The organism is Rheinheimera sp. UJ51 (assembly GCF_020819615.1).
In the GTDB taxonomy this organism is placed as follows: Bacteria; Pseudomonadota; Gammaproteobacteria; order Enterobacterales; family Alteromonadaceae; genus Alishewanella; species Alishewanella maricola.
Genome location: NZ_JAJHOG010000003.1, coordinates 333487 through 348478, shown reverse-complemented (window position 1 = coordinate 348478; position 14992 = coordinate 333487). Strand labels below are relative to the sequence as shown.

Sequence of the window (14992 nt, the reverse complement as noted above, 5' to 3'; positions counted from 1 at the left end):
TTACTCCGCTTGCTCGTAGTGCTTTAATGTTTTAAAACCGCCAATAACCCGCGTCACGATGGTGATACCGGCGGCAAAAGCAAAGCAATAAGCCAGTAGGCTAAAATGCTGCGGCCATACACAAAAAGCGACAAACAATAAAATGGTTTCGGTGCCTTCAGTCAGACCATGTAAGTAGTAAAAACTTTTATTCGCAAATTGTGGCCGCGCTAATTGTAAACGTTCTGCTGGAATGGCAAAGGCTAAAAAACTGGAGCCGGTACCAATAAAGCTGGCCAACAACACCGCAGCCGCTAAAGCATTGGCGGTTGGATCAGCCAAAGCAAAACCCAAAGGTATGGCGGCATAAAACAAAAAGTCTAAACTAATATCTAAAAAGCCACCGGAAGCGGTACTGCTGTTTTGCCAGCGCGCCAAGGCACCATCTAAGCCATCCACCACGCGATTGAGCAAGATCACGAGCAAGGCGGCAGTATAGTTTTGATAGGCTAGCAAGGGTAAAGCCAACATACCGAACAAAAAACCCAGCACGGTTAACTGATTAGGGCTTATTTTCCACTGATCTAACTGTTTTACCAGCGGCTGCATTAACGGTTTTAACAAGGGTGTGATCTTAGCATCTAACATGTGGCGGCCTCCATTTCAGCTAGGTTTATCAACCGCCCAGCGGCGGGAACATCAGCCTGATCATGGGTGACTAACAGCGCAGGGATCTTCGCTTGCTGAATAAAGTTAAACACTAACTCGCGTACTTCTTGGCGCAAACGGCTGTCGAGTTTGCTAAAAGGCTCATCTAATAATAACGCTTTAGGCTGCGCTAGCATCACGCGCAACAATGCCACCCGCGCTTGTTGCCCACCCGAAAGACTCGCCGGATTGCGCAATGCCATGTCAGCTAACCCCACCGAGTCTAACGCCGCTAAGATCTGCGCTTGGCGCTGTGCACCTTTAATGGCTTTAGGCATGGCAAAAGCGATATTCTCTGCCACATTCAGATGAGGAAACAATAACGGATCTTGTAATAACAACCCCATGTGCCGTTGATGCGGCGGCAAGTGAGTGATGTCTTTACCATCTAACACTATTTGACCAGACGCGCTAAATTGCGGCGCCAATAAACCGCTCAGCCAATTCAGTAAACTCGATTTACCACTGCCCGACGGGCCCATAACCGTCAGTACTTCTCCAGCATGGATCTCGGTACTGAGCGACAGCAAAGGCTGCTGCTGACGACTTAACTGTAAAGCGTTGATCTGAAGCGTGCCGCTCGTCATAAATCCTATCTCATTTTACTGCAACAGAGGCGTTGCTTTGCGTCTTGGTGCCAGGCTGAAAAAATAGTTTGCTGCACCAATAGGCTAGCAAGAAGGCCAAAGCAGGTAACAACATTTGTAATAAGGCATATACCGCAACCAAACGGCGGCTGCCACCATTGGCCAGAGCAACGGCTTCGGTGGTTAGCGTAGCAACCCTACCCGCACCGGTTAACAGTGTGGGCAAATATTGACCAAAACTGACCGCTAGCCCTAAAGCCAAGGCCAATAAAATTGGTTTAAACAATAAGGGCAATTTAACGCGAACAAACACGGCGCCCGGCGATAAACCCAAACTCGCAGCGACATTCGCCCAGCGCGGATCCAACAAACGATAATTGCCCGCTAACGCCAAGAACACATAAGGTAATACAAATAAGCTGTGACTGGCGATCACTGTGCCCATACCTGGGGCAATGCCCAGTTGCTCTTGTAACCAAACAACCCCAAATAAAAAGGCGATTGCCGGCACTAACAACGGTAAATAAATAATACTTTGGCTCAACCAAGAGAGCGGTTTTTGCCGCACTTGCTCAGCTTCTAAGGTGGCCAGTGTTAACAGCAAGGCCAAACCACTGGCCGCAAATGCGACGACTACGGCATTTAACAGCGGTAACCGAATAAATGGCAACGCCGTGAGCCAATGGCTGAGTTGCAAGGTGTCGGGGACTAAATCGGGATAAGACCAATAACCCGCCAGCGACCACAGTATTAAGCCCCCCATCGCCAATACTAACGTCAAGCCAACGAGGCCTAAAATTAACCGGCTTAAACGTTGCCAGAAAACATCGGCATAACTTCTGCGGCCATTACTTAACAGGCGGCCTAAGCCCCACGCCAGCAAGCGCTCGGCACACCACCAAGCGAGCAGTACACTTAACACTACAGCTAATTGCAATACGGCACCGGCCGAAGCCATAAAACGGCGATGTAAATCGACATCATTAAACCACTGCACAATTGCCACGGCGAGCGTCGGTGGCCCTGATGGGCCAACAATTTGCGCGATTTCGACATTGGCACACCCATAGGCTAACACCGCATAAATAGGTAAACGTAATTTAGGATAAAGCTGCGGTAACACCACTTTGCAAAAGGCCGTTAATCGCTGATAGCCCATGCTTTGCGCCAACTGAAACTGCGTTAACACTGTGCTGTTTGCTAAAGCAGCCAGTGACATAATCATTAAAAACGGTAATTCTTTTAAAAAGAGCGCCAACATAATACTGACGCCTGCAGCATCATTGGGGAGTAACCAATCTGGCGGTGTTTGCCAGCCGGTGAGCAAAGCAAATACCCGACTAAAAAAACCCGATGGGGTGAGCAAAAAAGCAATAGCAATCGCGGCCGTAGCATGCGGTATGGCTAACAACGGACTAAAGATCCGCTGTAGCAGCATCATACCTCGGCTACCATAAAAACAGCCTAGTAATAACAAGCATACCAGCAACGCCAACAGGCTACTTAACACGCCGCTTGTGACACTTAATGTGACCATCTGTGGTAAACCCGGTTGTTGCCACAATTGCTGCCACGCCAGTAAATTAACCTGCTGAGAGCCCAGCGTGGGCAACCAACCAAAGGCCGGTAACAACACACCAATTAAACCGCCTAACACCGGCAGGACCAGCAGGGCGAATAGCAACCAAGGCGCTACCCTGATACCCCAGTCATAAAGTGACTGGCCCAGTTTCATGGTTGCACCCCATAACGTGCTAACCAAGCGGCGGTAAGCGCCCTACTCCAACTCGGATGCGGCTCAGCTAAGGCTGTGGTCGTGCTTGCTAGCGGCAAAGCAGCCGGCTCGGTTTGTGTTGTACTGGGCCAATTTAATAAGCGGCTGTCTAAAACGGTGCTATCCCCCCATACCGCTAATTGCTGTTTGTGCCACTGTGCTTCTGGCGACAATAAAAAGTTCGCCACCAGCTTGGCCGCGGCGCTGTGCGCGGCATTAAACGGGATCGCCACAAAATGTACATTGGCTAAACTGCCATCCTGCATGGCATAGCTGCGGGTGCTGCTTGGCAGATCGTAACGACGCACCGCGGCAGGAATGCTGGAAGGCGCAAAGCTAAACGCCAGTTGTAATTCTTCATCACTGATCAAACGCATTAATTCATTGCCGCTGCTCGGAAAATGCCGACCTTGGCGCCATAAGTTGGGATGTAATTTGGCTAAATATGGCCACAGCACTGCGGTCATTTGTTCAAAGCTGGCGGCGGTAACAGGCTGATACAATAACGGGTCTTGCTGATTAAGCACCAATAATAATTGCTTTAAAAAGCTTACGCCTAAAAAATCAGGCGGCCTGGGGTAAGTAAAACGCCCTGGTTGTTGCTGACTGAATTCAAGCAGTGTTGCCATCGTGCGAGGCGCTGAAGCAAGATGCTGACTATTGTAATAAAAAACCAGCTGCGCTTGGCCCCAAGGGGCTTCCATCCCTAACGTCGGCAAACCAAAATCTAAACGCATTTGCGGGTTTTCGTCAGCATTCACATAAATGAAGTTGGGCAACTGCTCAGCCCAATCTGCTTCTAACAGCTGCCGTTGTTGTAAACTGGCAAAATTTTCCCCGTTAATCCAAATCAGATCAACACTGCCATTACGATGATTGTTGGCGGCCTTTTCGGCTAAGATGCGGCTGACCGCTTCACCGGTATCTGCCAGCTTGACGTGAGTAAGACGAATACCATAACGCGCTGCCACTTCTTGGCCGACCCACTGAATATACTGATTGACCTGCGGATCGCCGCCCCAAGCATGCCAGTACACCGGTTGATTTTGGCCTTGTGCGATGATCTGCTGCCAGGCGGCACTGTTTGCAACAGCCATAGCTGACATGCTAGCGTGCGCTGAGGTGCTATTTTTACTAGCCACGTTTGTATTTGCCGTTTCTGTTACGCTAGCGTGGGCCAAAGACAGACTGGCGCATAACAACACACTACATTGGCACAAGCTTTGGCAAAACCAAGCCAAATTACTGCGCCACTGCATTCAACCGCCAATCATAATCCAGAAAAGAAATCGGCAGCTTGCCTGCCGCTAACTGCTGCTGTTGGCGTTCATCCAGCTGTAACGCCTGTGCATAGCGCAACAAAAAACTCGCCAAACTGCGGCTATCGCGCCAAGGTTGTTGGAAATCTTCTTTGTACCATTTAAAAATTGCCGACAGCTGCAAGCGTTCGTCAGTGGCTAAATTGCGCGAGCGATCGGACAGAAAACGCACCGTTTGCTGCTCTAATTGTTGTTCTAAAGTGGCCGCGTTATAGGCTTCTTCACGCAGCGCCGGACAACCGATACTGGCACAATTCACGGCAAAATGAATGCGCGGCTCGTTAAAGTCACCGCTGCCGCGGATCATCTCATGTTCGATTTCATCTAAAGAACGGTGTTGACCTAATAAAGGAATAAACCGTTTCTTCCACGGTGACTGAAACAAAGTGCCCAGATCTTTGATAGAGTCTAAGTTGGGATACGCCGTTAAAATCAACTGTAATGTCCAAGCGTTATAAGCATTGAGCAAAAAGGCTAAACGCTCTGCCGTAGGCCATTGCTTAAATGTACTCATTTCTACAGCGCTTAACGAGGTTAAATAGGCCTCAAGTTGCGCTTGCTGTTGTTGCAACAACCGGTAATTTACCGCGGTGGCATGGCCACCGGGCAAAGCATACACCGTTTGCTGTAATAACTGGGTCAGCGGTTGATGTTCAAAGGTGCGCGCTTGCCCCTGTAAACTAAAACACAGTAGCCATAACAGTGTTACAAAACGCATAAGCTTATCCTTTTAAGCGCCAGTGATGGTATTTTTGCAGCAGCGCTAAAATCGTTGCAGGCGCATGCGCACGTTTCCACTCGCCGGCGGCGTATTTATTGGCTTCGGCCCAGGTTGGATAACTGTGAATGGTCCCCAAAATTTTGTTTAAGCCTAAACCGTGCTTCATCGCCAAGACAAATTCAGCCAATAAATCGCCGGCATGCTCAGCAATAATGGTTACCCCTAAGATCTGATCTTTACCCGGCTTAGTCAGCACTTTCACTAAGCCTTGCGCAGCCCCATCTGTGATGGCGCGATCTAACTCACCTATGTCAAAGCGCGTGACTTCATAAGCGATGCCCTGCTCTTTGGCTTCTTGCTCATTGATGCCCACTCGGGCCACTTCCGGATCGATAAAGGTTGTCCAGGGGATCACGCGATAATCGACTTTGAATTTTTTGAACTGACCAAACAACGCATTCACCGCGGCATACCAAGCTTGATGAGCGGCCACATGCGTAAACTGATAAGGCCCAACAATGTCCCCTGCCGCAAAAATATTCGGTAATAAGGTTTCTAAATAGTCATTGGTTTGGACTGTCCGCGAGGTTTCAATCCCGAGCTCTTGCAAACCAAAACCCTCTAAGCGTGCGGTACGGCCTACAGCACAAATTAATTCATCATAAGGCAAGGCCATTTCTTGGCCTTGATGCTCGACGATTAAACATTTTTTCGCATCTTGTATTTCGCAGCGTAATGCTTTGTGCGACGTTAATAGCGTTACACCACTGCTGGTCAGCGCTTTGTGGGCAAAATCACTGATCTCACGATCTTCTTTGATCATCACCCGCTCGGCCATTTCGACTTGCGTCACTTCACTGCCAAGCCTGGCAAAACTTTGCGCCAGCTCACAGCCAATGGGCCCACCCCCTAAGATGACTAATTTAGCCGGTGGCTGCTCACGTTCGGCTAAAGCCTGCCATAAGGTATCACTGGTTAAATACCCCAGCTCTTTTAAACCGGGTAAAGGCGGCACAAACGGCTGTGCCCCCGCGGCAATAATAATGCTGCGCGCGGTAAGTTGCTGCACACGGCCATCCGTCAGCGTGATCTGCACCGTCCATGGATCGAGCAATTTGCCATAACCCTGCAACACCTCAACCCCTAAATTGGTATAACGTTCTACGCTATCATGTGGCGCAATATCAGCAATCACTTGCTCAATGCGCGCCATGACTTTTTTAAACGAAAACGGCGCAAGCATGCCCTGCTGATGACTCAACGGCTCGGCCGCCGCTAGACCATAATGCTCGGCATGCCGCAGCGTATGCGCGACCTTGGCACTTTTAATTAACGCTTTACTGGGTACACAGCCAAAATTTAAGCAATCGCCCCCCATTTTATGCGCTTCAATTAAGGTGACTTTGGCTTTCACCGCTGCCGCAATATAACTGCTCACTAACCCCGCTGCGCCGGCGCCGATCACAATCAGATTTCGATCAAACTGCTTTGGTTTTTGCCATTTCGCATACAAGCGGCGCTGATTAATCAGTTTAATTAAGCCTTTCGCCAACCAAGGGAACAAGCCTAATAGTGCAAAAGACAACAGCATATTTAACGATAAAATACCGGCTAAGCTGTCAAGCTGTGCTATCTGTGTGCCCGCATTCACATAAACAAAGGTACCGGCTAACATGCCTACTTGGCTCACCCAATAAAAAGTCCCTGCCCGCAGCGCGGTTAAACCCATCAATATATTAATGAGAAAAAACGGGAAAATGGGCACTAATCGCAAGGTAAACAGATAAAAGGCACCATCTCGTTCAATGCCTTGATCAATGGCTTTTAGCCGAGTAAAGAACTTTTGTTGCAAGGTGCTGCGCAGCATGTAGCGCGCCACTAAAAAAGCCAAGGTGGCACCGATGCTTGAGGCAAATGACACCAATAACAAACCCTGCCATAAGCCAAATAAGGCCCCTGATGCCACAGTAAGAATTAATGCACCCGGTAAGGACAGCGCCGTAACCAGTACATAAAACAGAAAAAACCCACCCGCGACCAGCCAAGGCGACGCCTGATACCACTGGCTAAATTCTGTTAGCCCTTGCTTTAAACCGGCAAAGGTCAACAGCTGATGCAGGTCGAAGTAAAAAAAACTGCCCGCAAGCAACAGCAATAACAGTAAAACCAATATTTTTTTAAACATAGTATCCACTTATCAATTTAAGAGCGCAGCATTAAAAACGGTAGGTCACCGAGGCTTTTACATTACGGGGTAATTCAGGAAACACCAAAGTTGAGCCAAAATAGCCGCCTTCAAATACCGGCCGCCAATTTTGCTGCTGCGTAACGTTAAGCACATCCAGTCGCATTAACAATTGTGGGCTCAGCTGATAACTACTGTTCAGATTAATATGATACTGATCGCGAATTTGCACCGTAGCCAAGAAGTCTAACGGATAGCTCTTGGTATACACCGTGGCTAACCCCACTTGCCAAGAATCCGTTAATTGATAACCGGCATTCAAAGACAAAATCGTTGAGGGGATCCCCTGTACTCGGCCAGATGATGGCGCAAAGCCCGCAAAATTCGGTGCGCCAATGCCGGTACCGGCAATAATATCGGGGCGTGAGTTATCAAAAGCATCAGCAACTTGCTGGCTATCTTGAAAGCTTGCTGAATCATCATAACGCGCATCTAAATAGCTGTAGGCGAGATTAAACCAATATAACTCGGCGCGGTAAAACACCTGCGCTTCAAACCCAGCCGTACGAATACCGCTGTTGCTGCCGTCACGATTACGTAAGCTGCGCCGCTGTTGAAACACCGCGGCATCTGCATACCAGCTGCTCTGCACGGGATCGTATTTAATTCCGGTTTCAACTAAGGTGTTTTCGGTGGCAAAGTTAAGCGGGTTAATTTGATTGTTCGCCCCCAAAACCGTGCCGCCAGCCATACTGTTAGAGGTTGCTTCGTTGTAATTAGCGCTGGCATACAGCACTAAATCGGGCTGCAGTTTATAACTGACACTCAGCATACCGCTAGACAGTAATTCAGCATGGCTATCTTGCGCCGCTATTTGCCCTGCCGGCGGCAACGCATCACGGGCGGTCACGTCATACTGATCGGCACGCAGGCCAACAATGCTGCTCCATTTATCACTCCACTGGCTGTCGTGTTGCACAAAGATACCGGTTTGCCAGCTGGTTGAATCCGTGGTGTCGGATAAGGAGAAATCACCGGTGCCGTCGTTATTAATATCGTATTGCGCACCGGGTGACACATAAATACCGGGGCGAAGCTCGACTAAGCGCGCTTGCTGTGCTGGCGTTAACGGGATGCGTCGATTAGACAGCGGCCCGGTTAAATCAATAGGAAGATCCGCTTCGGTAGTAAATTGGCTGTAGCCCAGCACATCGTTATAACGGACATTCAGCCCAAAGGTGGTTTGCTGCTCTGCCTGCCACTGATATTGGAATTCGGTACGGTTTTCAAAGGTATCAGCGCCATCAATAATCTCAACAAAACTGTTGCCGGCAATCTCTTCGCGGCTTAAATGTTGAAAATAACTGATATTGCGCACTAACCACTGCTCACTGAGTTGCTGTCGGTATTCACTGTGGACTAAAAAGGTTTGCGCTTGGTTAGTATCGTCTGGATCGGTCAGTACTTGATTGCGCGGCAACAGTACTTGGCCCGTGGGCGACACGAGCGCAAAAGCACCGGGTACGGTGCTGCCATTAGGCTGACGACCTTGGCCGGTGATATACAAGCCCGAATCGATCAGCGCTTGGGTTGGCCGGTTAATGCCAGCGATGTCAGTATAATTGGCTTTATAATATTCGGCGCTCAGATCCCAACGCGTATCGGCATCTAACTGCCAGCGACCACTGACATAAGCGCTGGTGCTGCGATGATGGCTAAAATCATAAAAACTGTCTTCATCAATATGCTCTAAGCTTAGGCGCACACCGGCTTCGTTTTCCAATAGCGGCTGATTGATATCTAGCTGGGCCCGATATTGCTGCCAACTGCCCGCACTGACCCTCAGCTGCTGACTGGCTTGCTCTACCGAGGCTTTTTTACTGACCAAATTAACATAACCGCCGTTGCGCTGGGTGCTACCGAGTATCACCGGTGGTGGCCCTTTTACAATATCGAGTTGCTCAATCGCATTAAAGGATAACGGCACACCAAAACCATTATTACCCGCTTGGCGACGAATGCCGTTTTCAAACAGCTCACCTAACTGACCGCGTAAACTGGGTAAACTGGGCGCGCCAAAGCCAGAAGCCGCATAACTATTAGGCGTGAGGGCTAAAATATCTTGCAGTGAAGTAATGGCATATTGTTGCATCATCTCTTCAGTAATCACCGTGACCGAGCGCGCAATATCGACTAGCGCTTTGTCATCACCAAAGCTACCGCTGACCCGGGCAAATTTCGGCGAAATACGGTCGTCATCGCTTTGCACACCTTTAACATTAATCACTTCGACCGGATCCGTCTGCTCAGCAGACTCGGTTGCTGCCATGCTTTGCGCTAAGGTTTGAGTTGAAGCGGTGAGAAGTGTCAGCGCAATCGCTGCCGCTAAGGGGTGATAATGAAATCGCAAAATAAATACCTTCTTTTTATAAGAATAAGTGAGATGTCAGTGCTGAAGCGTTAAATGCCGATAAGCCTACTGACTTAACTATAATGTAAAAAACGCACCACTCGGTGCGTATTATCTCAGTATTGTTGGTTTAGCTAAAAATAGTTACAGCATTAGGAAAATAAATGTCTGCCAACGCGAGGCCAAAGCAGAGATAACTGCATGATTGCTTATACTGAAAAAAGCCGCCTCTAGCCCAACGACCTTAAAAAGAAGAACCTAGCTGTTGCAGAAAAACGAGCGCTACTAGGGTGGAAACGTGGCCGAAAATGGCATTACGTTGCTCTTCGCAGCTAAAGCGCAACATAATCTCAGGATGGGCATGTTCAAATTTCAGGGTGTTTTCTAGCCGCGTTTGGTTAATATGTTGCTGCATAAGTAACCTTAGAACTAAAACACCTTAATTAGCCAACGCAAGCCAGAGCCTCTATCAAGCGAAGGCTCCGGCGGGATATTATATTGGCTTGGGTTATGAGTAAAATAAGCCTATGCGTGCCTTAGATTTTACCTCGCGCTTTTTAACCGAAATGACTTGAGCAGATCAAAACAGCCGGCGCAGGAGTTTATCTGCGCCTTAGTTCAGCTTTTGCACTAGCTCAGCTAAATCTTGCACCACGTAATCAGGTGCAGCCGCCAGCGGATAGAGAGTTTTGCCAGGCCTTGCCACAAAAGCGGTTTGCATACCGGCTGCTTTCGCGCCAGCAATATCCCAGCCGTGTGCTGCAACCATTAACGCCTCTTCTGGCTTAACGCCTAATTTAGCTAACGCCCAAGCATAAGCCCTGAGATCAGGTTTATACACTTTAATGTCTTCAATACTTAACCGTTGCTCGAAATAGTCGGTTAACCCCGCATGCGCAAACTGCGTGGCGACACCGTTATTGGATGAGTTGGTTAAGCTGACCAGTCGGTAGCCTTTGGCCTTTAGTGCCGCTAAACCGGCTTTTACATCAGGGTGTGCTGGTAGTGACAATAAAGGCCCCTTGATCGCCGTCAGGGCTTGTTCTTCGGTTAAACGGATTTGATTACTCTGCGCCACCATCAGCAGCGCAGCCACACCAATCTTGCCAAAGTCTTGGTAATCACCCGTGACAGTGGTCACTAAAGAATGATGCAACATGGTTGAAAACCATAATGCGGTTAAATCGTCTCGGCCATTTAAAGCTTGGCCGATAGAACTGCGCATCGTTTCTAAATCTAACAGTGTTTCGTTAACATCAAAAACAATGACTTTAGGTTGAGTAGCGGCGTGACTCATCATTCCGGTCCCTAATAAAAACAGTAACACAAAAGCCAACCATGACCGTTGGCAACGGGGGATAAAAGACATTAGTCGTCAATTCCTCAGTGATTGATCGGATTAAGACAACAAAGCGACGAATACTAGGCCACTTTGCTGTCGTCATTTAAGCAAATCATTTAAACAAACAAGCGAGGCTTATTTTGCAGACCAGCTAAATTTTTGAAATGGCGCATCAACCGGCGTCGCGGCTAAGTGATTGGTATAATTACTCATCACCTTCTGTGCTAAACCCAACACAATTTCTAACAACTGGCGCTGGGTATAACCTGCAGCAAAGAAACGCTCAAGTTGCTCTGCTGAGGGTTTGCCGCGACTGCGCGTCATGGCAAGCGTGGTGTCGTGTAGTACTTGCAGCTTTTCTGTCGGTAAAGGCGCACGATTACGTAACGCTTCGGTTAATTCGGCATCCACTTTCATCATATGCGCAATACCCGTATGCGCAGGGACACAATAACCACATTCATGTTCAACATTAATGGTTTGCCATACTACGGTTAACTCTTCAGCATTAAACGACGATTCGCTGAACAGCTTATGCAGTACTTGATAGCCGTCTAACAACCCCGGCGCTTCTGCCATCACCGCATGTAAATTAGGAATAAAACCAAAGGCGCTTAATGAGTTTTGCAGCATAGACTTGCTGTCATCTGGCGCAGTATCGACGGTGTGCAAAGTGAAGTGACTCATAATTATGATCCTTAGTTAATAGCGAAAAAGTATCTGCCGACAGTATTTGCCGTGCTGATGAGGTCACTATAACCAAACATGAACAGTCGTTCAAGTTATTTATGAGCAATCGTTCAAATATGTCAGTCATCCGCTTTCATAAAGTGTGCTATACCTGTGCATGCTGACGGATCAAGTTATGATAAATATGATGTAAGCGGTCTAATTCAGCGCGCTCTACCCCCGAGTGACCTGCCAAGGCTTGAATACTTAAATCCAGTTGATATAAGGTTTCGCGCATTGCCGTGCCGGGGATCATGCTTTGTAACCAACTGATGGCCGCCACACGCTGCCCGGCGGTCACTGGCATCACCTGATGCAAGGTTGCCGAGGAATACAACACCGCATCACCGGCCGCGAGCTTAACGCTTTGCTCACCAAAATCGGTTTGAATGACTAACTCGCCACCTTGGTAGTCTTCTGGCTCTGATAAAAACACCGTGATGGAGAGATCTGAACGCAATATCTGTTGATCCGGTAAACGCATAATGGCGGCATCGACATGCCAGCCATAATGCCCACCTTCTGCATAACTATTAAAACACGGTGGATAAATACGATGTGGTAAGGCTGCAGCCATTAAACTGGCGTTATGCCCAAACTTCGCCAGTAAACGATTAGCCAGTTGCTGTACCTGGTGATGATCGCGGTCTGCTTGCGCATTGTGTTTCACTGCCGCCGCCATCCCCATTGCACTGCCCTTGCCATCTAACCAAGGCACGTGTTGCAGCGTTTGACGAAATTCTGCCACTTCAGTTTTAGTCAGTAATTGCTTTAACACGTGCATGTTTTAGCTCCTAAAGGTTAATAATGAGGTTTAAAATTCATAGGTTAAGGTTGCACGAACAGAACGGGCATCACCCAAGTACATAAAGGCGCCAGAACGATAAGCCGCAGTCCAGTATTCTTTATTGGTGACATTACCGATATTCATACGCAAGGTGGTGGCCTCGTTGATGTTATAGTTGGCAAATAAACCCAACACGGCATAACTCGGTACCACTATGCTGTAATCGTTAATCGTGCTATTGAAACCGGCTGCTGTATCGGGCTGACCGCCATAGATTTCGCTTTTATAGCTGTAATCTCCGCCCAGCACTAAATCAGGCGTTAATTGATAACGTAACTGCACATAAACACTTTCATCAGCAAAGTTACTTAGCGCCAAACCAATATTGCTAGGCTCAATTGAATCCAGCACCTCTGACTGCATAATGGCCGCACTGGCTTGCACACTGAGCTTATCGGTTAAATTACCATTGATGGCAAACTCGACACCCTGAATACGGTTTTTACCGGTGTTTAAAGTCCCTAAGGTTGAATAAGCATCGCCAACACTTTCCATCACATCAGACTTCGTTGTGGTAAACCATGCTGCCGCTAAAAATAAGCGTTCATCTAACAGCGACCATTTAGTGCCTAATTCAATATTTTGCACTGTTTCTGGATCAGCTAATGCTGCTTGTTCTGGATCACCACAAAGACCGCCATAGCCACAGTTTGCGCCCAGATCAGACTCGCCACCATTAATGTTGGTCGCGGTGGCGTAACTTAGATACACGTTACCATACTCGCTCAAGCTATATACCAGCCCCAAATGACCATTGTAAAAACGGTCTTTATACGCATATTGCACCGGCTGACCAGAGGAAAGGACATCATTACTGTAATCGATTTGATCTACCCGCAGCCCCGCGAACGCTTGCCATTTATCATTCAGTGTGGCGGTATCCATAACATACGCGGCTAGCGTTTTGGCTTTAAACAAGGCGTCTGAACTGCCCTTCTCGATATTACGGCCAATAATATTATCGGCATTCGCGTAAACCTCACCCATGCCATCCAGTAAGCAATAACTGTTACTGACTGACGAGCGCCCTGCAACACGGCAATTAGTGCTGTTTTGGTAACTGATATCATAGACACCGTTATCCACTTGCTCGTCACTGATTTCCAGACCCAATAACAGCTGATGTGCTACCGAGCCGGTTTGGGTATCCCAAAATAAATTAAATTGGCTGGCAAAATACTCAACATCTTGCCAACCTTGATGGGTACTTAGCACTATGGTCTGAGCATTCGGCGCTGTTAAATCAGAGGCATCGCGTTCAGTGCCACGGGCACCGGTCGCTAAATAACCGTTGCGGGTTTCCCCATAGCGGGTGGCATTATGAAAACGCAGATTATCCGCTAACTGCCATTCAACCCGAAAGGTCGCGGCGGCCACTTCTGAATGTAAAAAGTCTTCTTGCTGCGCATATACCGGAATATCACTTAATGGCTTGCGACTATCTTGTTGATAATAACTGCCTAAATCCGGTGTATCTTCGGCTTTTAAATAATACACATCAGCAAAAGTTTTAAGCGAACTGGCATTATCATACACCCCCGATAACAAAGCGCCTTCACGGCTGCGGCTAATTCCTTCGCGCCCTGGAGCATCCTCTGCCGTGCTCAGTAAATTGATACGGGTAGCAAAGTCGTTGGCAATCGGCGTATTGTAATCCAGCACAAGACGATGATGTTCATCCGTGCCGAGGCTGGCATCCATACGGCCAAAATCGTAAGACGTTGAGGCTTTTTTACTAATACTGTTAACGGCCCCACCCGATGAACCGCGCCCGGCAAAAGTCGAGCTGGGGCCCTTGGTAATTTCAATTTGTTCTGTGGCAAAACTTTCGCGGGTGGTCATGCCTGGATCGCGTAAGCCGTCGACAAATACATCTGAGCGCGCTTCATGCCCGCGAATAATATAACGATCACCAAAGGCATTACCGTTTTCGCCCGTGCCCAGGGTAACGCCCGCTTGTGCCGCTAAAATTTCTTTGAGATCCGACTTACCCGACTCTTCAATTTGATCTTTGGTTAAAACCGTAATGGTTTGAGGTGTATCGAGCAGCGGTGCCGTGCGACGCAAATCACCTGATTGCTCTATCTGATATTTAGAAAAACGTACACCGTGGATCTTAATTAATTCGATGGCCTGCTCTTGGCAATTGGGCTCGGCAGTATCGCACTCAATCACAATTTCTTCGGCAGAAACCTGCCCGAGTGTTAGAGCTAAAGTGGTAAAAAGCGCTTTGGAACCAAAATGGTTCGACGGGTGTTTAGAGGTTACTTTCGTCATTATCATTCCCTTAAAGAGGTAAACCAATCAGGGCCGAAAGCATAAAAGGTTTCGCCCAACCTGTAAACCTAAATGATAACTATTTTTATTTGCATGCGCGTTATCTGAGCAGCC

At 48.1% G+C, this 14992-nt stretch carries 12 protein-coding genes; all 12 read right to left on the bottom strand.

From position 1 onward, the window contains the following. A complete protein-coding gene (locus LMJ53_RS05585; RefSeq protein WP_229585182.1) occupies positions 1-627 on the bottom strand; it encodes a CDP-alcohol phosphatidyltransferase family protein in 627 nt (208 codons plus the stop codon). Beyond that, entirely contained in the window at positions 621-1274 is a 654-nt protein-coding gene (locus tag LMJ53_RS05580; RefSeq protein WP_229585181.1) for an ATP-binding cassette domain-containing protein, read from the bottom strand. Before LMJ53_RS05580 ends, LMJ53_RS05585 begins: the two co-directional genes overlap by 7 nt. Before the next feature lie 10 nt (positions 1275-1284). Then, positions 1285-3009 (bottom strand): ABC transporter permease, encoded by a 1725-nt coding sequence (locus tag LMJ53_RS05575; protein WP_229585180.1) that lies wholly within the window; start codon positions 3007-3009, stop codon positions 1285-1287. Continuing rightward, positions 3006-4154, bottom strand: coding sequence for an ABC transporter substrate-binding protein (locus LMJ53_RS05570; protein WP_324295590.1), 1149 nt, complete (start codon positions 4152-4154; stop codon positions 3006-3008). The genes LMJ53_RS05575 and LMJ53_RS05570 overlap by 4 nt, the downstream gene beginning before the upstream one ends. A 136-nt stretch (positions 4155-4290) precedes the next feature. Further along, the gene (locus LMJ53_RS05565) at positions 4291-5085 is read right to left on the bottom strand and encodes a DUF547 domain-containing protein (RefSeq protein WP_229585178.1); all 795 of its coding nucleotides are present in this window, start codon (positions 5083-5085) and stop codon (positions 4291-4293) included. Positions 5086-5089: 4 nt separating this feature from the next. Then, the gene (locus LMJ53_RS05560) at positions 5090-7273 is read right to left on the bottom strand and encodes an FAD-dependent oxidoreductase (protein ID WP_229585177.1); all 2184 of its coding nucleotides are present in this window, start codon (positions 7271-7273) and stop codon (positions 5090-5092) included. A gap of 31 nt (positions 7274-7304) precedes the next feature. After that, a complete protein-coding gene (locus LMJ53_RS05555; protein WP_229585176.1) occupies positions 7305-9683 on the bottom strand; it encodes a TonB-dependent receptor in 2379 nt (792 codons plus the stop codon). 244 nt (positions 9684-9927) lie between these two features. Continuing rightward, entirely contained in the window at positions 9928-10098 is a 171-nt protein-coding gene (locus tag LMJ53_RS05550; protein WP_229585175.1) for a hypothetical protein, read from the bottom strand. Positions 10099-10296: 198 nt separating this feature from the next. Further along, positions 10297-11052, bottom strand: coding sequence for a haloacid dehalogenase type II (locus LMJ53_RS05545; RefSeq protein ID WP_229585174.1), 756 nt, complete (start codon positions 11050-11052; stop codon positions 10297-10299). Positions 11053-11160: 108 nt separating this feature from the next. Further along, positions 11161-11712, bottom strand: coding sequence for a carboxymuconolactone decarboxylase family protein (locus tag LMJ53_RS05540; RefSeq protein ID WP_229585173.1), 552 nt, complete (start codon positions 11710-11712; stop codon positions 11161-11163). A 148-nt stretch (positions 11713-11860) separates the two neighbouring features. Further along, entirely contained in the window at positions 11861-12538 is a 678-nt protein-coding gene (locus LMJ53_RS05535) for a Fe2+-dependent dioxygenase (RefSeq protein ID WP_229585172.1), read from the bottom strand. Between the two features lie 30 nt (positions 12539-12568). Beyond that, the gene (locus LMJ53_RS05530; RefSeq protein ID WP_229585171.1) at positions 12569-14878 is read right to left on the bottom strand and encodes a TonB-dependent receptor; all 2310 of its coding nucleotides are present in this window, start codon (positions 14876-14878) and stop codon (positions 12569-12571) included. Positions 14879-14992 lie beyond the last annotated feature (114 nt).